The sequence below is a fragment of the Polyangium sp. y55x31 genome (assembly GCF_029946505.1).
GTDB lineage: Bacteria > Myxococcota_A > Polyangia > Polyangiales > Polyangiaceae > Polyangium.
Map to the genome: position 1 here is coordinate 569,418 of NZ_JARZHG010000004.1, position 18,049 is coordinate 587,466.

Annotated in this window: 18 protein-coding genes; 5 read left to right on the top strand and 13 right to left on the bottom strand. The window is 69.5% G+C overall.

Going from position 1 to position 18,049, the window contains the following annotated elements; all coding sequences use genetic code 11:
- Positions 1-138 precede the first annotated feature (138 nt).
- From QHF84_RS11255 to QHF84_RS11280, 6 genes are all read right to left on the bottom strand, one after another.
- A complete protein-coding gene (locus tag QHF84_RS11255) occupies positions 139-717 on the bottom strand; it encodes a hypothetical protein (RefSeq protein WP_281313237.1) in 579 nt (192 codons plus the stop codon).
- 50 nt (positions 718-767) lie between these two features.
- Positions 768-1,649: a branched-chain amino acid ABC transporter permease gene (locus tag QHF84_RS11260; RefSeq protein WP_281313238.1), complete on the bottom strand. Its 882-nt coding sequence runs from the start codon at positions 1,647-1,649 to the stop codon at positions 768-770.
- 27 nt (positions 1,650-1,676) lie between these two features.
- The gene (locus QHF84_RS11265; RefSeq protein WP_281313239.1) at positions 1,677-2,888 is read right to left on the bottom strand and encodes an ABC transporter substrate-binding protein; all 1,212 of its coding nucleotides are present in this window, start codon (positions 2,886-2,888) and stop codon (positions 1,677-1,679) included.
- A 108-nt stretch (positions 2,889-2,996) separates the two neighbouring features.
- On the bottom strand, positions 2,997-3,758 hold the full coding sequence (locus QHF84_RS11270; RefSeq protein WP_281313240.1) for a TlyA family RNA methyltransferase: 762 nt from the start codon (positions 3,756-3,758) through the stop codon (positions 2,997-2,999).
- On the bottom strand, positions 3,755-4,612 hold the full coding sequence (locus tag QHF84_RS11275; protein ID WP_281313241.1) for an ABC transporter substrate-binding protein: 858 nt from the start codon (positions 4,610-4,612) through the stop codon (positions 3,755-3,757). Before QHF84_RS11275 ends, QHF84_RS11270 begins: the two co-directional genes overlap by 4 nt.
- Entirely contained in the window at positions 4,609-5,796 is a 1,188-nt protein-coding gene (locus QHF84_RS11280; protein ID WP_281313242.1) for a S1 family peptidase, read from the bottom strand. Before QHF84_RS11280 ends, QHF84_RS11275 begins: the two co-directional genes overlap by 4 nt.
- 350 nt (positions 5,797-6,146) lie before the next feature.
- Here QHF84_RS11280 and QHF84_RS11285 point away from each other — a divergent pair, with 350 nt between their 5' ends.
- The 5 genes from QHF84_RS11285 to QHF84_RS11305 all read left to right on the top strand — a co-directional run bounded on the left by QHF84_RS11285 (position 6,147) and on the right by QHF84_RS11305 (position 11,737).
- Positions 6,147-8,528, top strand: coding sequence for a DNA internalization-related competence protein ComEC/Rec2 (locus tag QHF84_RS11285; RefSeq protein WP_281313243.1), 2,382 nt, complete (start codon positions 6,147-6,149; stop codon positions 8,526-8,528).
- Between the two features lie 82 nt (positions 8,529-8,610).
- Positions 8,611-10,092, top strand: coding sequence for a radical SAM protein (locus tag QHF84_RS11290; protein WP_281313244.1), 1,482 nt, complete (start codon positions 8,611-8,613; stop codon positions 10,090-10,092).
- The gene (locus tag QHF84_RS11295; RefSeq protein ID WP_281313245.1) at positions 10,089-10,340 is read left to right on the top strand and encodes a glutaredoxin family protein; all 252 of its coding nucleotides are present in this window, start codon (positions 10,089-10,091) and stop codon (positions 10,338-10,340) included. Before QHF84_RS11290 ends, QHF84_RS11295 begins: the two co-directional genes overlap by 4 nt.
- A 43-nt stretch (positions 10,341-10,383) precedes the next feature.
- Positions 10,384-11,052: a TlpA disulfide reductase family protein gene (locus tag QHF84_RS11300; protein ID WP_281313246.1), complete on the top strand. Its 669-nt coding sequence runs from the start codon at positions 10,384-10,386 to the stop codon at positions 11,050-11,052.
- 19 nt (positions 11,053-11,071) lie between these two features.
- Positions 11,072-11,737, top strand: coding sequence for a MarR family transcriptional regulator (locus QHF84_RS11305; RefSeq protein WP_281313247.1), 666 nt, complete (start codon positions 11,072-11,074; stop codon positions 11,735-11,737).
- A gap of 67 nt (positions 11,738-11,804) precedes the next feature.
- On the opposite strand, the gene QHF84_RS11310 is transcribed toward QHF84_RS11305, so the two are convergent.
- From QHF84_RS11310 to QHF84_RS11340, 7 genes are all read right to left on the bottom strand, one after another.
- Entirely contained in the window at positions 11,805-12,188 is a 384-nt protein-coding gene (locus tag QHF84_RS11310) for a hypothetical protein (RefSeq protein ID WP_281313248.1), read from the bottom strand.
- A gap of 10 nt (positions 12,189-12,198) precedes the next feature.
- Positions 12,199-13,314, bottom strand: a complete 1,116-nt coding sequence (locus QHF84_RS11315) for an FHA domain-containing protein (RefSeq protein WP_281313249.1) — start codon at positions 13,312-13,314, stop codon at positions 12,199-12,201.
- 77 nt (positions 13,315-13,391) lie between these two features.
- Complete coding sequence (gene lepB, locus QHF84_RS11320; protein ID WP_281313250.1) at positions 13,392-14,030, bottom strand: signal peptidase I; 639 nt, start codon at positions 14,028-14,030, stop codon at positions 13,392-13,394.
- A 178-nt stretch (positions 14,031-14,208) separates the two neighbouring features.
- Complete coding sequence (locus QHF84_RS11325) at positions 14,209-15,093, bottom strand: trypsin-like serine protease (protein ID WP_281313251.1); 885 nt, start codon at positions 15,091-15,093, stop codon at positions 14,209-14,211.
- Between the two features lie 171 nt (positions 15,094-15,264).
- Complete coding sequence (locus QHF84_RS11330) at positions 15,265-15,804, bottom strand: hypothetical protein (RefSeq protein WP_281313252.1); 540 nt, start codon at positions 15,802-15,804, stop codon at positions 15,265-15,267.
- Between the two features lie 78 nt (positions 15,805-15,882).
- The gene (locus QHF84_RS11335) at positions 15,883-16,659 is read right to left on the bottom strand and encodes a hypothetical protein (protein ID WP_281313253.1); all 777 of its coding nucleotides are present in this window, start codon (positions 16,657-16,659) and stop codon (positions 15,883-15,885) included.
- A gap of 2 nt (positions 16,660-16,661) precedes the next feature.
- On the bottom strand, positions 16,662-17,471 hold the full coding sequence (locus tag QHF84_RS11340) for a hypothetical protein (protein WP_281313254.1): 810 nt from the start codon (positions 17,469-17,471) through the stop codon (positions 16,662-16,664).
- Positions 17,472-18,049 lie beyond the last annotated feature (578 nt).

Consider the following 18,049-nt stretch of genomic DNA (forward strand, 5'->3'; position numbering starts at 1 on the left):
GGCCTGCGTCGCAGGTTCGTCCCGGGAGGATGGGTCAGCCCAACGTGTGTCGGACTACACCCGTGCGCTGGGTTCGATGGCCAAGGCGTGCGGATGATTGCGCGGAACGACGACGTTCGAGGCGGGAGAACAGGGTGATCAACGGTAGGGCAAACCGAACCCCATGCCGGGCATGTAGCCGCCGGGGCCATAACCAAGGCCGTTCGGCGTAAGCGCGTTGTTGTTGCGCGACTGCGCGACGATGCGCGGCGTGAGCAGGTGGCTGACGAGCGTGCACGTCTGGTGCTGCAGGTAGGTCTGGTTGCAGCCGATCCAGACGCCGAGCGAGCTGCGCCCGCCGTCGTCCTCGTAGCGGACGACCTCACCCGTGGGCATGACGCTGAGCCAGGCGTGGGACTCGTCGCCCTGCGAGGCGTGGAGGATGCCAACGTTGCCGAGGAGTTTGTCGCCGGGGCCGACGAGCTTGCCGCCGGGCTCGAGGAGCGCGACGGGGTCGTTGTTCGGGTCGTAGACGCGCCCGCCGCGGTCGACGGTGAACTCCTGGGTCTCGTTGAGCGTCACGCGGCCATCCGGGAAGACGTCGACGACAGCGGTGCCGACGACCCAGCGGGCGCGGGGGACGTCGAGCATCGCGCCGCCGCGGACCCAGTTGGCCGGAGCGCCCGGCGCGCAGGCGCCGAGGACGAGGGCGGAGGCGAGGATCAAGCGCCGCATCATCAGCCGAAGGATAGTACGCAAGCGGCCCGTCGGTCAGGGCCTGCCGCGACTCAAACCTTCTCGATCGAGGCCTTTCCGAGCAGGCCCGTGGGCTTGACGAGCAGGACGGCGATGAGAGCCGTGAAGACCAGGACATCCTGCAGGCCGGAGTACGCCGTCAGCTTGGTCATCTCGCCGATGATGCCGATGAGCAGGCCGCCGAGCATCGCGCCCGGGATGTTGCCGATGCCGCCGATGACGGCGGCAACGAAGGCGCGTGTGCCGATGACGACGCCCATCGTCGGATAGACCTGCGACTGATCGAGGCAGTAGAGGACGGCGCCGAGCGCGGCGAGGACCGAGCCCGTGATGAACGTGATCGAAATGACGCGGCTCGTGCGGATGCCCATGAGGCGCGCGGCCTCGATGTTCACGCTGAGCGCGCGCATCGCCTTGCCCATCCAGGTTTTGTGCACGAGGAACTGGAGCGCGATCATCACGGAGAAGGCCGAGATGAAGATGACCTTGCGCGTGTCCTCGATCGGCAAAAGCTGCGGATAGCCGCGGTACTGCGCGGTGAAGAGGAGCTGGGCGAGGTTCTGGAGCAAGACGCTCATGCCGAGCGCCGTGACGAGCGGGGTGATGCGCGTGTTCGCCTTGCCCTTGCCGCGCGTGCGGAGCGGCGCGTAGGCGATGCGCTCGACGAGCATGCCGAGCAGGCCCGCGAAGAACATGGCGAGCAGCGTCCCGCCGACGCCGGCGACGAGCGGCGCGTCCTTGCCGCCGAGCGCCGTGATGCCGAAGAAGCCGAGGAAGGCGCCCATCATGAACACCTCGCTGTGGGCGAAGTTGATGAGCTTCAGGATGCCGTAGACCATCGTGTAGCCGAGGGCCACGAGCGCGATCATCGACCCCTGTGCGAGGCCCGTGATCAGGGCGTTGAGGATCTTCATGGCCATGGAATCACTCGACCTCGCGCCTCAGGGCTTCGCAGCCTTGTCGTTCACCGTCGCATAGTAGGTGAACTTCTTGTTCTTGATCTGGACGATCACGATGGATTTGTCCGCGTTGCGGTTCGGGTCGATGGTGATCGTGCCCGTCGCACCCTCGAAATTCTTGGTCTCGGCGATCGCGTCGCGGATGGACTCGGGCGTGTCGCCCTTGGCGCGGCCCATGGCGTCGAAGAGGAGCATCGCCGAGTCGTAGCCGAGCGACGAGAGGCTCGACGGATCCCGCTTGAAGCGCTCCTTGTAGGCCTTCAGGAAGGCCTGCGCGTTCGGCCAGGGGACGTCGGGCGCGTAGTGGTTCGTGAAGTACGCGCCCTCCATCTCGTCGCCCGCGTCCTGGATCAGCGTCTCGGCGTCCCAGCCGTCGCCGCCGACGAACGTGCTGCCCGGCATGCCCGCGGCCTTGGCCTGCCGCGCGATCGGGACCATCGCGTTGTAGTAGATCGGCGCGTAGACGAGCTCCGGCTTCGCGTCGCGGATCTCGTTGATGTACGTGGTGAAGTTCGTCTCCGTCTTGATGAAGCTCTTCTCCACGGCGATCTCGCCGCCGAGCTTCTTCACGGCGTCGCGGAACTGCGCGGCGAGGCCCGAGGAGTAGACGTCGTCGGAGGCGTAGAGCATCCCGATGCGCTTCTTGCCCATGGTCTTCACCACGAACTCGGCGCCCATCTGGCCCTGCGTGTCGTCCGTGAAGCAGACGCGGAAGACGAAGGGCCCGATCTGCGTGACCTCGGGCGCCGTCGCCGAGGACGTGATCATCGGGATCTTGTGCTTGTTCGCGACGATGCCGCCGACCGTGGAGCGCGACGAGGCGACCTCGCCGAGCAGCGCCACGACCTTGTCCCGCGTGATGAGCTGCAGGACCTTGTTGTTCGTCTCCTGCGGGTTCGACTTGTCGTCCTCGTAGAGGACCTTCACGGGCCGGCCCTTCACGCCGCCCTTCTTGTTGACCGCGTCGACGGCGAGCTCGATGCCTTCCTTCGTCTCGATGCCGAACTGCGTCTCGGCGCCCGACAGGCTCAGGTACGCGCCGACCTTCCAGGGCTCGGCCGCCGCGGGGACGCTCGGATCCTTGCCCGCGGCCTCCTTCTGGGGCGCGTCTTTCTGGGTGGAACAGGCCGAGAGCCAGAGCGCGCTCGCGCCGAGGGCCACGATCGCCTTCACCCAACGCCGTCGTCCGAGCATCGACCTCTCCTCGCCGGCAAGGGCCGCGAAAATCGCGGTGACCGTGCCGGGCCGATGAGTACCATCATCGCCGCAACTCGTCAGCCCCGAGCGCGCGCGGCCTCGGGATCAGCCGGCGCGTCGACGCGCCCAGACGAACCGCTCCACGTTGCCCTTCGGGCCGGCAACCGCGCTGTCGACCTCGGCCACGACCTCGAACCCGCCTTCCTCGACGGCCCGACGCGCCGCGGCGATCGCGGCATTTCGCGTCTCCTGATCCCGGATGACGCCCCGTCCACGCGAGGCAGCCTCCCGACCCGCCTCGAACTGCGGCTTCACGAGGGCGACGAGGTCCGCGCCCGGATCGAGCAAGGCCGCGATCGCACCGATGAGCTTGCCGATGCCGATGAACGATGCGTCCACGACGACGAGGTCGACGCCCGCGGGAAGATCGCTGCGGCCGAGCTCGCGCGCGTTCACGCGCTCGCGGACGTCGACGCGTGGATCGGCGCGAAGCTTCTCGGCGAGCTGGCCGTAGCCGACGTCGACGGCCACGACGAGCGCGGCGCCGCGCTGAAGCAGGCAATCGGTGAAGCCGCCCGTGGAGGCGCCGACGTCGAGGCAGCGGCGCCCGGCGACGTCGAGACCTTTCTCCGCGAAGAACGAGAGCGCGTGGTCGAGCTTGTCGCCGCCGCGGGAGACGAAGCGCGGCGGAGAAGCGACGCGGAGGGGCGCGTCGGGCGCGAGGAGCGCGCCGGGTTTGTCCACGCGTGTTTCGTTGCAGGTCACCTTGCCGGCCATGATGAGGGCTTGTGCTTGGGCGCGGCTCTCGGCGAGGCCGAGGGTGACGAGGAGAGCATCGGCGCGTACGCGGGCGGGCGAGCGGGTCATGGTGGGGGCGCGAGGTCCTCGCCGTGGATGGCGCGGGCGACGGCGAAGAGTCCATCACCGATGCGGGGGCCGGGGCGCAAGACGTCCGAGCCGACGACACGAATCTGGCCCTTCTGGACAGCGCGGAGCTCCCGCCAACCGGGGGCATTTTCGACGCGCTCGCGCAGCGTCTTCGTGGCGCGCATGTCGGAGGCGCCGTCGAGCAGGACGTCGGGATCGAGCGCGAGCAGATGCTCGAGGCCGATCGTCGGGTAGGCGCCGCCGCGCGTGATCACGTTCTCGCCGCCCGCGAGGCGCACGAGCTCGTCGGGAAAACTGCCGGGACCGGCGACGACGATGGGCGAAGCGTCGAACACGAAGAGCACGCGCTTCTTGGGCCGTCCGGCGACGAGCGCGGCGAGCGCTTTGCGTTTGTCCTGGATGCCTTGCGCGACGCGTTTCGCCTCGGCCTCGTGACCCACGCGGCGACCGAGCTCTTCGATCATGCTCGTGATGCCGTCGAGGGACTCGGTCTCGGGGAAAAACGTGTCGATGCCGTGCGCGCGCAGCCCCTCTTCGAGCACGGGCCCGGCGGGGCCACGCGCGCCGACGACGAGCGTGGGCGCGAGCGCGACGATCGCCTCGACGTTCGGATCGGCGTAACCACCGACGATGGGAAGCGCCTCGGCCTCTTTCGGGTAGTCGCAGTAGCGCGAGCGCCCGACGAGCAGGCCTCCGGCGCCGATCGCGAACATCGTCTCCGTCGTGCTCGGCGAGAGCGAGACGACGCGGAGAGGTTTGTCCTTGCCGGAGCCGCGCGAGCACGCGGAGAGGGCGAGCGCGACGAGCGCGAGGTGGAACGAGCGACGCTTCACCGCGCGCGGCGCCGCAGACCGAGCGCGACGAGCGCGAGCGCGAAGATGCCGCCGCGCCAGGGCACGGGCTTCGTCGGATCGGCGTTCACGCTGCAGCCACTGTCCTCGGAGATCTGCGGGCCGTCGGGGTCTTCCTCGCCCCAGCCGCCCGACGACGCGCCCTCTTGCTTGAAGCAGACGCCCTGGCCGTTGCTGTCGGCGTCGCAGTACCAGCCCTCGGGGCAAGGCGCCTGCTCGTTGCAGAGGCGCGTGCAGTACTGCTCCTTGCCGTCGTTCACGCAGCGACCCGAGGCGCAGTCGGAGGGATCGTTGCAGGCGTCGCCGGGCGTGTACGTGTAGTCGGGGTTCGTCGACCCGCCGTTCGCCCACGCCGGCACGGGATAACCGCCCATGTCCGCGGCCTTGATCGCCGTGTCCTTGATCCACTGATCCCAGGCCTTCACGTAGCCGTAGATCGGGGTCGAGCAGTTGAAGCCGCCGCGCGAGGTCACGCCGATGACGCGGTTTTTCGAGTCGATCGCGGGTCCGCCGGAGTCGCCCTGGCAGACGCCGGCGTTGCCCATCCACTCGGTCGTCTTGACCTGGACATCGGGGCACTCGTCGGCGACGCAGGTGATGGTGAGGTCGTCGCGGCGGCGACGCGCGCCCGCGCCGTTGCCCGCGCCGTCCGTCGCGCCAAACCCGATCGCGGAGTATTTTTCGCCGGTGACGAGCGGCTCGTCGATGCGGGGCACGAGCGGCTTGGCTTCCGCCTCGGGGATGTTCTCCGCGAGGATCAGGATCGCCTGATCCTGGCCGCAGAAGTCGTCGCCGGCGGGCAGGAGCACGACCTCCTTGGTGGCGCGGTACGCGGAGGGGTCCTGGGAGAGCTCGGGCGCGGTCGTGACGAGGTAGCTGCTCGGCGCCGCGGGCGGCGAGAACTTGGTGACGCCGCACTCGACGGTGCCCTGGTTGTTGTTGATCTCCGAAACGCAGTGGCGTGCCGTGAGCACCAGGTTCGGCGCGAGGAGCGAGCCGGTGCAGATGCCGCCGAGGTTCGTCGCGTAAATCCCGACGACCGCGGTGTCCTTGTCATCCGCATAGCCGCCGCTGATGTCGAGCTCCGCCTCGGCGACGGCGCCCTCGGGGGCCAGTTGCGACACGTCACCGCAGCCGGTGACGAGCGCGAGAGCGCCAACCAACAAGGCAAAACGAGCGCGGGGCGGACACGGGAACATCAGCGACCTCCAGGGGAGCGGCAGGCGCGTGCACCACGATGGATCGGGAGAGCACGCGCAAGAGAGCCGCCATTGTAGGAAGGCGCTCCCGGACGCGCACGCGTTCTCTGTGCGTCGATGCGCGCGTCGGATCGAGTTTTACGCGGCACGGAATCCTGCAATCCGATTGCATCACGTGGGGGCGAGGGCGAATGACGCGCGCTCGCCAAGGTGGCGGCCGCCGGGGCCCGCCATGGCGGCGCCAGGGTTTTCGGTGAGCGATCGCGCGGAATTCCGGCCGATTCGAGGGCGGCCCGGCGCTTGCTGCATCGCGGTACGTGACCGACAAGCTGCTCCTCACCGCGCTCGCGCTCGCGGCGGGCTCCGCCCTGGCACGCGCACCGCTCCCCGCCGCGCTCGCGGCCGTGATCTCGCTCTTCCTCTTGCGCCGTCACCTCGAACGGTGGGCGCTCGTGGGCCTCGCGCTCGTGCTTGCTTTCGGCGCGCTGCGTGCCCGCGCGGCGATCGACGAGGCCGCGGCCTTGCACGCGCGCGTGACCGAGGCGCTCGGGCCTCCAGGTCGATGCGAAGGCGAAGCGATCGTGCTGCGCTCGCCGGTGGTGCAGCGCGAGCCCGCTCCTCCGGGAGAAGAACGCGGTGAGGCTCGCATCGAGGTCGAGTTTTCCGAGGCCGCCTGCGAACGTGGCCCGCTCGAAGGGCCGCTCCGCGCGCGGCTCCACGGCGCGCCCGAGGACCTCGCGCGTGGCGATCGCGTGCGTCTCGTCGCGGACCTCGCCCCGGTCCATCTCTTCCTGAACGAGAGCCTTCCCGACCCGCGTCCTTCCATCGCGCGGAGCGGCGTCGCCGCGTCGGGGGGTCTCGTCGATCTCGAACACGTCTCGCGTGGCCAGGGCATCCCCGCGTGGATCGATCGGGCTCGCGCCTACGTTCGTCGCCGCATCGAGGCGACGTTTCATCCCGAAGCCCAGCCGCTCGCGCGGGCCCTCGTCCTCGGCGAGACGGATCTGCACGAGGCCGACAACGAGGCCTTCCGCCGGAGCGGTTTGTCCCATCTGCTCGCGGTCTCCGGCACGCACCTCGTCCTCGCCGTCGCGGGCCTCGCGGCCGCAGCGCGTGCCTTGCTCCTGCGCGTCACGCCGCTCTCGGCGCGCCTCGACGTCGGCCGCATCTCCGCGGCGCTCGCGATCCCCACGTCGTGGCTTTATGCCGATTTCGCGGGCGGCAGCGGCTCGGCCTTGCGCGCCGCCGGCATGCTCTCCGTGGTGATGCTCGTACGCGCGCTCGGCCGTCGCCCGAGCGGCGTGCGTGCCTTCGGCGGATCGCTCCTCCTCGCGGCGATCCTCGACCCGCTCGTCGGCAGCGACCCGTCGTTCGTCCTGTCCGCCGCGGCGACGGCGGGGCTGCTCGGGCTCGATCGACCCATCGCGGAACGGCTCGTGCGTGGCCCTGCGCCCGTCCGCGCCGTGCTGCGCCCCATCGCCACGACGCTCGCCGCGATGACCGCCTGCACGCCGTTCCTCGCGATGATGACGCCCTCCTTGCCGCTGCTCGGCATCCTCGCGAACCTCGTCGCCGCGCCGATCGGCGAGCTCGCGGCGCTGCCCGTTTGCCTCCTGCACGCGGTGCTCGCGTGGGCACCGCCGGTCGAGCGTGGCGCGGCGCTCCTCGGCTCGGGCGCGCTCCTCGCCGTGCGCGCGGTCGCCCGCGTGACGAGTGATCTCGGCGGGATCGTCACCTTCCCGCCGCCCACGCCTTCTCAGCTCGCGGCCGTGTCCATCGCTGCGCTCGCGGCCGCCCTCGCGAAGGATGCTCTTCGCCGCAGCGCCGCCCTCGCGCTCGGGTTCGCCGCGCTCCTCGTGCTGGAGCAGGGCGCGGCACATGCTGGGAGCTCCAAGGGCCTGCTGCGCGTGCGCGCTCTCGACGTGGGCCAGGGCGATTCGATCCTCGTCGATCTGCCCGACGGGAAAACCATGCTCATCGACGGCGGCGGCTTCATGGGAAGCCCCGTCGACACGGGCACGCGTGTCGTGCTCCCCGTCTTGCGCGCGCTCCGCAAAAAACGCGTCGACATCGTCGTCCTCTCGCACCCGCACCCCGATCACTTCGGCGGGCTCGTCTCCACGCTTCCGGAGATCGACGTCGGCGAGCTCTGGGACACGGGCCAGGGCGAAGACCACGGCGCCGGGCCGACGTACGCCGCGATGCTCGCGAATCTACGCCACCGTAAGATTCCCCTTCGCAGGCCGGACACGCTCTGCGGCAAACACGTGATCGGCGGCGCCACGATCGAAGTCCTCGCCCCCTGCCCCGGGTTCGTCCCCGACGAGAGCGCGAACGACAACTCCTTCGTCCTGCGCATCACCTACGGCAAACGCTCCGCGCTCCTCGTCGGCGACGCCGAGGCCGCGGCCGAGCGCGCGCTCCTCGAAAAACACCCTGCCGCGCTCCGCGCCGATCTCCTCAAGCTCGGCCACCACGGCAGCCGCACCTCGACCACGCCGCCCTTCCTCGACGCCGTTCGCCCGAGCGTGGCCCTCGTCTGCTCCGGCGTGCGCAACCGCTACGGCCACCCCGATCCGGGCGTCCTCGCCTCGCTGCGTGCCCGCGCCATCACCATCGCCCGGACCGACCGGGGCGGTGACGTCGTCTGGGAGACCGACGGCGAGGCCGTTCACCTGTCACGTCCCTCCGCCCGTTGAGGCGGGGATCCCGGGTGTTTTCGTGAGCAAATCGGCTGGGATCGCTTGCGCCACCGAGCCTGCTGAAGGAGTCTCTTCCCGAATGTCACGTGACGTCACCGTGGCGACCATCCGGCGGCGGCTCGCCGAGGAGGTCGGACGCCTCGACAAACACGCGCCCTGGCGCATCGCGCTCGCCTACCCGTCGCCTTACCGCACGGGCATGAGCTCGCTCGGCTTCCTGCAGATCTACAAGACGATCCAGCACGAGCCCGACATGGCCGCGGATCGCGCCTTCCTGCCGGACGACGAGCACGGCCCGCGCGCCGTCCCGCTCACGTACGAATCGCTCCGCCCCCTCAGCGATTACCCCGTGATCGCCATGAGCGTCGCCTACGAGCTCGAGACCGCGGGCGTCGTGCGCCTGCTCGAAGCTTCGGGGATCGCGCCTCTGCGCGAGGAACGATCGTCCCGGGATCCCTTCATCCTCGCGGGCGGCCCGCTGACGAACTCGAACCCGCTGCCGCTCGCGGCCTTCGCCGACGCGATCGTCATGGGCGAAGCCGACACGCTCGCCGTCGAGGTGCTTCGCATCCTGCGCGACACGCCCTCGCGCGAGGCCGCGCTCGACCTCTTGGCGAAGACCCCGCACGTCTTCGTCCCCTCGCGCCACGGCACCTCCATGCCCGGCATCGCGCAGTGCGACGACGAGCTCTTGCCCGCGTGGGCGCCGATCCGCACGCCCGACACCGAGCTCTCGAACATGTTCTTGATCGAGACCGAGCGCGGCTGCTCGCGCGGCTGCACCTACTGCGTGATGCGCCGCTCGACGAACGGCGGCATGCGCATCGTCCCCAAGGAAAAGATCCTCGGCCTCATCCCCGAGGACGCGCGCCGCATCGGCCTCGTCGGCGCCGCGGTCAGCGATCACCCGAAGATCGTGGAGATCGTCCGCACCCTCGCCGAGCGCGGCTGCGAGGTCGGCCTCTCCAGCCTGCGCCCGGACAAGCTCTCCGACGAGTTCGTCGGCGCGCTGAAGCTCGCCGGCTACCGCACGCTCACCACGGCGATGGACGGCACGAGCGAGCGCGTGCGCGAGACCCTCGACCGGCGCGCGCGCATCCGCCACCTCGAGCGCGCGGCCGAGATGGCGCGCAAGCACGGCATGCCGCGCATGAAGCTCTACCTGATGATCGGCGTGCCCGGCGAAGAGGACGTGGACGTCGACGAGTGCGTCCGCTTCGTCACGGAGCTCTCGCAAAGGGTCCCCATCGCGCTCGGCATCGCGCCCTTCTGCCCGAAGCGCAACACGCCGCTCGCGCACGCGCCGTTCGCGGGCATCGACGTGGTGAACGCGCGGCTCGAACGCCTGCGTCGTGGGCTCAAGGGCCGCGCCGACGTGCGCTCCACGAGCGCGAAGTGGGCCTGGGTCGAGGCCGTGCTCGCGCAAGGCGGAGAGGCCGAGGGCCGCGCGGTGCTCGAAGCCGTGCATGCCGGCGGCGCCTTCGCCGCCTACAAGCGCGCGTTCGAGGCGCTCACCCCGAAGAAGCCAAAGAAGAGCCTCTCCATCGTCGCCAGCGCATGAAGACGATCACCCTGTACACGCGGGTGCGATGTCATCTCTGCGACGTGGCCGAAGAGGCCCTCGAACGCGTGCGCCTCACGGAGCCCTTCGAGCTCGTGGTCCTGGACCTCGACCGCGAAGCCCCGGCCGAAAAGCGCGCCGCCTATGATTGGGACGTGCCCGTCGTGGAGCTCGATGGGCGTAAAATCATGAAGTATCGCGTCGACGAGGCGCGCCTCCTGCGGCTGCTCCGCGAGGAGACGCCTTGAGCATGTGGGCGGAGGCGCGCCCTTGCGCTATGGAGGTCGAGGCATGAAGTCGTCCACGCTCCTGCAGATCTTCTTCATCGTGGCCGCGGCGGTCGCCGTCTTCGGCTTCGTCACCGCCGCGAAGAACGATCAGGTCCGCGCGAGCTGCACCGCGATGTGTGGCCTCGGCCCCGCCTACGCCGGCCGCGATCGGCTCGCGCCCGACTTCGAGCTGCCCGACCTCGACGGCAAGCCCGTCCGGCTCTCGTCCTTCCGCGGCAAGGTCGTCTTCCTCAACTTCTGGACCGAGACGTGCGGCCCCTGCAAAGAGGAAATGCCCTCGCTCGCCACGCTCGCGCGCGTGCTCCGCGGCCGCAAGGACATGGTCCTCGTGACCGTCACCATCGACGAAGACCGCACGAAGGTGCGTGACCTCCTCCGCGTCCTGCTCGACGGCGACGCGCCCTTCCCCGTGCTCTTCGACACGGACTCGGAGATCGTCGGGGGCAAGTACGGCACGAAGCTCTTCCCCGAGACCTGGCTCATCGACAAGAACGGCATCATCCGCGCCCGCTACGACGGCGCGCGCGACTGGTCCGAGGCGAGCGCCGTCGAGATCGGCGAGATGCTCAAGAAGCCCGCGGGCCCGGTCCTCGATTTCGCCTGCCCCGTCGAGTTCATCCAGGGTGTGCCCCGCGGCAAACACGCGTCCCTGTGCATGGACGACTCGTGACGCTACATTGGCGCCCGCGATGACCTCTCGCAGGCCAGACGGAGAACCGAGCACACCCGACGAACGTGTCGTCGCCGCGCGAAAGGCGCTGCTCGAAGGCGTGGGCGCGGAGATCGCCGCCTCGTTCCCGGGCATCACGCGTCTCGGCGGGCAGGTCGTCGCCGCGCTCTACCTCGCCGACAGCCCGCGCTCGATGGACGAGCTCTCGATGGAGCTCGGTCGTTCGAAGAGCAACATCTTCGCGAACCTGCGCGGCCTCGAAGCCGCGGGCATCATCGAGCGCCGCCGCGAGTCCGGCGCGCGGCACGACTCGTACACGCTGCGGGGCAAGTACCCCGACGTGATCATCGGCGCCTACCTCGCGCGCCTGCGCCGCGTCGTGCAGGACAAACGCGCCCTCTCGCGCCGCGCCCTCGGCCTGCTCGGCGACGCGCAGGGCGACGAGGCGAACGCGCTCCGCAAGCGCCTCGACGACCTCTCGCGCAAGTACGACCTCTTCGCCGAGCTGATGGACCGCTACGTGCCGAACACGGACGGCCCGGTGGACCTCGAACGGCTCATCGCCCTCGTCCCCGAGCCGGTCCTCCGCGCGCTCACGACGGCCGTGAAAGCCGCGTTCGATGTGGCCGACACGATCGCCGCGACCCGCGACGAAGCGTTACGCCGCAGCACGCGCAAGCGCTGACCCGGCTCCACACGCGCGTCTTCACCCCTCTCCCGCGAGGGAGAGGGGCTGGGGGTGAGGGAGTCGCTCAGCCGTGATCGGTCTCGAGCATCCGCTCGATCCGATCCCGCGCGATCCGCGCCGTCGCCATCCGTTCGAGCTCGCCCGCGTCCGCCGGCAGGAGCTTGCACGCGAACGTCCGCGCATCCGCCACCGGCGCCGCTCCATCCGCGAGCCACACGACCGTGTGCGGACTCGACAGCGCCTCGTCGAGCTTCAGAACCGTCGGCGTTTCCAGCCCGATCTCCGCGAGCACGGCCGGCACCTCGGCGGGCAGCGCCGAGGCCTCGCCGATGGTCGCCGCCACCGCGTCCGTGTGCCCGAGCGCGCGCGCGACCGCGGCGCCGAGGGCCGCGAGCGCGCCGCCGGATGCGTCGGCGAAGCACAGCGGCCGATGGGTCTTCGTGGTCACGACAAACCGCCTAGTTCGTATTGAGCTCGACGCGCAGGAGCTTGCGGCCGATGAAGAGGTAGTCGCCGTGCCCGAGCTCGCGCTCGCTCTTGATGCGCACGTACGTGCCGTTGCGGCTGTTCAGATCGGTCAGCGAGAACTTCCCGCTGTTCTCCTCGATCCGGCAGTGCGATCCGGACATGTACAGATCGCCGGGGAAGTTCAGGTCGCCGCCTTCGCGCCCGATCTGCAAGGACGATCCACGCGCGCACACGGTCATGCCGACCGCGCCGCCCTGGAGGATCTGCGTGAGCCGGAACGGGCTCGGATGCTTCGGCGACGAATAGAAGTACGTCCCGTCCGGGTCCTGCCCGTCGGAGGGCTTGGGGCTCGAATCGAGGCGGAAGAGCTGCTCGCCCGCGAGGAACGTGTCGCTCGGGACGATGTCGACGGTGCCGCGCACGCGGATGTAGACGCCGTTCAGCGAGCCCTCGTCGCGCACGACGAGCTTGCCGTCTCGGTAGAAGAAGTTCGCGTGTTTCGGAGAGACGAACGGATCGTCCGGGAAGACGAGCTGACCGTTTCGGCCGACGATGTGCTGCTCGGCCTTGAGATGGAAGCTCAGGCCATCCATGCCTTCGCCGCGGATCAGGATGAGCTTCGCCTTCGCGGGGTTTTGCATGTCCCCGAAGAAGAGCGTCTGCGCGTTGAGGATCTCGAGCGGAACCGCAGTCCCACACCTCCCGCAGAACTTGTGGCCCGAGGGAACGCCGCTCGAGCAGGAACGGCAGACGTAGTTACGGGCTTGCTCCATGAGCTCCTCCTGCGATAAGTCCGCGAACTCGCTTCGTGCTGGGGTTTTCTGCGCGGGAACGGCGCCGGCCGCGGGGGCGCGACGAGGTCCCACGGAGGGCGTCGGGGGCAGCGGCGCCACGGGCCGATTGAGCGGCGGCGCGGGCGTCGTTGCGGGGCGCGCCGAGACCGCCGGGCGCACGGGCGCAGGCGGCAGCGGCGTCGGCAGCACGGATTGCCGGCTCCCGAACAGGGCCAGATCGTTGTCGCACGCAGTGCAGCTCGCGGCGCCCATGGGACTCCACGTGTCGCACTGACCGCAAACGATGCCTATCTCGTGCTGCTCGTTGCCCAACGTCGTTCCTCGGGGACACCCGGTTCTAGACGGCGATCGCGAGGAGGGTCAAGCAAACAAGGATCGTCCGTTGCGGCTCATCGGATCACCGTCATCCGGGCATCCTCGTCCCCCCAGCCGTTCTTGCCGACGAACCGGAAGACCACGCGCTCCTTGCACGAGGCGCGCTCCAGCGTACCGAACTCGCGAGAATCGTCGTAGAGGTCGATGTTGTCGCTGAGCAGATAGACCATGCCCTCGCCCACCTCGGCCTTGAAGGTCATGGGGCTCGTCTTGGACTTCGTCTGCCCGCGGTAATGCCACCCCCCGCCCATCTCCACAACGCCACACTCGAGGTCGACCTCGGCCTCGGTGTTGGGGTGCACGGTCTGGTACTTGTGCGGCCGGCAAGCCTGCACGGGGTTGTAGCGCTTGCCGTTGACCTCCACGTTGCGGCCGGTGATCTCGATCTTGTCGCCCTCGACGCCGATGATGCGACCGACGACGTACTGGGTCGGATCTTCGGGGTCCTTGCAACGGACGAGGTCGCCGAAGCCCGGCGTGCCTCGGGTCAAGAGCAAGACGAAATCCCCGCCGTCGAGCGTGGGAGCGACCGACGCCGAAAGCCGGAGCGTCGTCGGCACGGTCCAGGTCTTGAAGAGCAGCACCCTGAGGAGCCCGAAGACCACCACGAGGGCGAGGACGGTGTAGCCGAGCGCTTTGCCGAATTTCTGCATCGAAGCGCGAATCGTATCGCAAGCGCGGCCCGGGAGGCGAGCATCCGGCGCGCGGGTCAGAGGGTGTATCGCAGGCGTCGCGAGCGGCTCGAGGCTAGGGAGGCCGAGCGAGGCGTACTCCGTACGTCGAGCGAGGTCGACCGACGCATCGAGCCGCGCAGCAGCCTGCGGTACACCCTCAGCGTTGGCAGCTTCGGAAGGGCGGTAGCTCGCTCGGGCTCGTCCCGTTCGCGATCTCCTTGGCCGCGCTGAAGAGCTCGCGCCATGCGTCGAGACGCACGAAGATCGAGGGCGCCGCCGTGGCGTCGTCGCCATCCATCACGGAAGCCGAGACCACGCCGACGACGTCTTGCTTGTTCGGGCTGTACGCCGGTCCGCCCGAATCGCCGGGGCAAACCGAAGCGACCGCGATGAAGTCGCCGCTGCGCACCTTGCCGATCGGCCCGCCGACGCGCTCGATGCGGTGGATGGGCCCGCGCGAGAGCGCGCACCTTCCAAACCCGATCGGGTAAATCGACTCGTTTGCCGCGGGCGCCTCCTCGATGCGCGGGCTCAGCGTGGGGACGCCGACGAGCTTTCGCGAGAGCACGAGGATCGCGATGTCGCCTTCGCCCGATACGTAGCCGCAATCCGGGCTCACGATCGCACGCACCTTCACCTCGCCCCACGGCAGGTCGTCGCCGCCGAGCTCGATGGTGAGGCTCTCCGGATCCTTGTCGTGGTTTTGCACCTGCCCGTCCGCGTCGCGCTCCGAGACGCAGTGGTGCGCCGTGAGCACGAGGTCCTCCGCGATGAGCGTGCCGGTGCACGTCACGTCACCCACGATGCGCACGACCGCGTTGACCTTGTTCTCGACGTCGAGGTCCACGGGCGGCTGGAAGATGAAGGGACGCTCCTCGGCCTGACCATGCGACGCGGGGGTCGCGATCGGACGCTTCTGGGGCTGGCTGCAGCCGACGAGGAGAGAGGTGGAGACGAACACCGTCGCCCAGGGCAGACCGCTCGAAAGGCGGGCGCCGAGCGAGGAGGGCGGGGAGGAGCGGGGTTCGCGTCGATTCAGCACGCTGGCGATCGCCTCCCGAGTACGCAGCGACGATGGCTCACGAACATCGCTCCCTGAGACGAACCAAAAAAAGAATCGTGACATGGCGGCGTCGATGGGGCATCCGACAACGCCGCCAGATTTTCCTTGGGTGCGTCTTACGTCACGTGACGCGCGCCCCCTCCGGCGGCATTAACGCATCGCGACAAGGCCGACCTTCTGCGTCGAACGCTCGTACGCGGCCCGGACGGCGGCGGGATCCGTCATGGGGTCCTCGATGCCCGCGGCCACGACTTCGTGGAGGAACGCGGCCTGGCGCCGGGCCTTGGCGACCTGCCAGGAGCGGCACGCCACGGTCTCGGAATCGCAGGCGTCGAGCGCGTCCTCGACGGTCGCGAGGGCCTGGCGCGCCCGCCCGCGGTGGAAGAGGGCGCGGGCCGCGACGTCGGCGACACGAGGATCGAGCTGAATGGCGCGGGGGGCCTTTTCGATGACGGCGCTCGCGAGGCCGGGCTGGCCGCGGTCGACGTACGCCGAGGCGAGGGCCACGACGGAGTCGACGGTGGGCGTGAGCGAGGCGGCCGATTCGAGGGCGGCCATGTCGACCGGGGTCTCGGTGGTTTTGGCGTCTGCAGGCAGGAGGCGCTTCGAGTGGGTCCCGGGGCCAATGGCCAGGACCGCGACGATGCCCGCGAGGAGGATGCCGTTCGTGAAGAGGAGGCCCGAGCGCATGGCTGCACCGACAGCGCTCTTGGAGGTGGGTTCCCGGATTTCGAACGATGCGTGGCGGGTGTCCGGGGCGCCCTCGGGTCAGAGCGGGGCGGCGAGGCCGAAGCTCATGTAATCGCCGGGGCGGATGCGGACGCGGGCGAGCTCTTTCTCATCGCCGCTGACGCGGGTGTATTCGTAGAAGAGGTGCAGGCCCGGCGCGAGGTCGAGCGCGTCCTCCTTCTTCGGGCGGAACGAGATGTACAAGGAGCCGCGGAGCTTGTGCTCGCCGAAGCCCCGGTCTTCGAGCCCGTCCGACCTGCCGCCGAAGACGTTGCTCGCGGTGTCGGGGATCCAGCGGTACGTGGCGTCGGCGTCGACGTAGCCGGGCACGATCGTGAAGGCGAGGCGCGGCTTCACGTAGCCATACCCGTGGGCATTGAATCCGCCGCCCACCGCGACGCTCAGGCGCAGGTGCCGGAACGAGATCGGCTGCACGACGAGGCCGAGGTTCGCGCCGAAGCCGCCGAAGTACGATTTGAAGGCCGGAAACCCAATGGAAAAGTCCGCCTCCATGCCGCCCATGGCCCCGAAGAGCGTGGGGAGCGGGAGGTAACTCGCCGCCACCGTGAAATACCCGGTGCCCGAGATCGGCGGGTTCTGCTCGTCTTCCTCGAAATCGACGATGGAGCCGGGCATGTAGACGATGCCCACGCTGGCGAGGTGGCTCGTCCCGAGGCCGTACGCCTGCGAGACCTGATCTTCGCTCGAATACTCGTCCCTCGGGCTCCAGTCGTCGGCGCGCGCCGCGTCGGGCGAAAAGGAGAGGGCCGCGAAGAGAATCGAGGCGGCGGCGAGCGGTCGCATGCAGAGTCCCATGGCTAAAACCTCGCCCCCGCCGTGGCGACGTACCCGAACTGGCCCGTCCACGGGCGCGCGGTCTCGACGCCGACCGACAGGTGGAGCCGCCAGAGCACCGCGTTGACGGACAAGGTGAACGGGATCGGTCGCACGGGGTCCACACGCATGCGCTTTCCATCCACGTCGCGTGTCTCGATCTCGTCGTCCGCGAGCAGGCCGAAATCGAGGCCGCGGAAGTTCAAATCGAGCGCGGCCTGCGCATAAAGCGGGCCCCACGGGACGATGAACCGGATCGGGATGCCGACGTATTTCTCCTCGACGACGATGTCCTTGCCCGGGACGATCGCGCTCACGTCGCCGAAGCCGAAGCCCGTCTCGACGATGAACCACTTGCCCGTGAACGCGGTGAGCAGGAAGTTCATGCGGTAGCCGCGCGCGTCGCCGAGGGTCGAGCCGAACCAGTCGCGGGTGAAGACGTCGAGCTCGAAGGACTGCTGGCGGTAGGCGGCGAGGTCCTTGGCGCCTGCTTCGGCCGCTTTGAGGGCTGCTTCGCGTTCTTCGGGGCTCCTGCTGTAGGTCGCGGAGTACGTGGTGGTGGTGACTTGCTCGGTTTGGCCGCGGTCGTTCGTGCGCAGATAGGACGAGGTGGAGGTGGAGGTGGAATCCGGCATGGCCGCCGCGGTGGCGCCGAGCAGGTAGAAGATGCCGCCGATCACGAGGCCGGAGATGAAGCCGCCGCGCTCGACGAACCGGTAGCCGGTGACGAGCGGGTTGCCCCGACCGAGCGAGGAGCCATACATGCCGCCGCCGCCGCGGATGCTGGCGCCCACGACGTACCCCGGCCAACGCAAGCCGCTGTAAGCGTGCGATTGCACCTGGAATTTGGAGAGCCCCGGGGCCGGCGTGGGCGCGGGGGCGATGGGCGCAGGCGGGGTCCCCTCGGCCGCGGGCGGGGTCCCCTCGGCCGCGGGTGGAGTCCCCGCGGGGGATGACGTGTCGGAGCTGGGGGGTGACGTCTCGGAGCCGGGGGATGACGTTCCGGAGCTGGGGGGTGACGTCTCGGAGCCGGGGGATGACGTCCCGGAGCCGGGGGGTGACGTTCCGGAGCTGGGGGGTGACGTCTCGGAGCCGGGGGATGACGTCCCGGAGCTGGGGGGTGACGCCGAAGGGGCAGATTCGGCGGGGTTTTGCGCCAAAGCCCCCGGCGCGGCCAGCACGACCAGCCAAACCGCCGGGAACCACACGGGATGTTGACGGAGGAAGGACATCGGCCAGGACTTCGAAAAAAGTCCCAGCACTGTAACGCAGGTGGCTACTCGGACGGAAGCACGACGAGGTCGTCCCGATGGATGACGACGTCCTCACCCCCGTCCTCGCGCTTCTGCCCAACCACGCGCGCCGGAGCGCG

Coding starts and splice junctions, on each gene's coding strand:
- QHF84_RS11255 (WP_281313237.1), bottom strand. CDS start 717: ATGATGCGGCGCTTGATCCTCGCCTCCGCCCTCGTCCTCGGCGCCTGC.
- QHF84_RS11260 (WP_281313238.1), bottom strand. CDS start 1,649: ATGAAGATCCTCAACGCCCTGATCACGGGCCTCGCACAGGGGTCGATG.
- QHF84_RS11265 (WP_281313239.1), bottom strand. CDS start 2,888: ATGCTCGGACGACGGCGTTGGGTGAAGGCGATCGTGGCCCTCGGCGCG.
- QHF84_RS11270 (WP_281313240.1), bottom strand. CDS start 3,758: ATGACCCGCTCGCCCGCCCGCGTACGCGCCGATGCTCTCCTCGTCACC.
- QHF84_RS11290 (WP_281313244.1), top strand. CDS start 8,611: ATGTCACGTGACGTCACCGTGGCGACCATCCGGCGGCGGCTCGCCGAG.
- QHF84_RS11295 (WP_281313245.1), top strand. CDS start 10,089: ATGAAGACGATCACCCTGTACACGCGGGTGCGATGTCATCTCTGCGAC.
- QHF84_RS11300 (WP_281313246.1), top strand. CDS start 10,384: ATGAAGTCGTCCACGCTCCTGCAGATCTTCTTCATCGTGGCCGCGGCG.
- QHF84_RS11305 (WP_281313247.1), top strand. CDS start 11,072: ATGACCTCTCGCAGGCCAGACGGAGAACCGAGCACACCCGACGAACGT.
- lepB (WP_281313250.1), bottom strand. CDS start 14,030: ATGCAGAAATTCGGCAAAGCGCTCGGCTACACCGTCCTCGCCCTCGTG.
- QHF84_RS11330 (WP_281313252.1), bottom strand. CDS start 15,804: ATGCGCTCGGGCCTCCTCTTCACGAACGGCATCCTCCTCGCGGGCATC.
- QHF84_RS11335 (WP_281313253.1), bottom strand. CDS start 16,659: ATGGGACTCTGCATGCGACCGCTCGCCGCCGCCTCGATTCTCTTCGCG.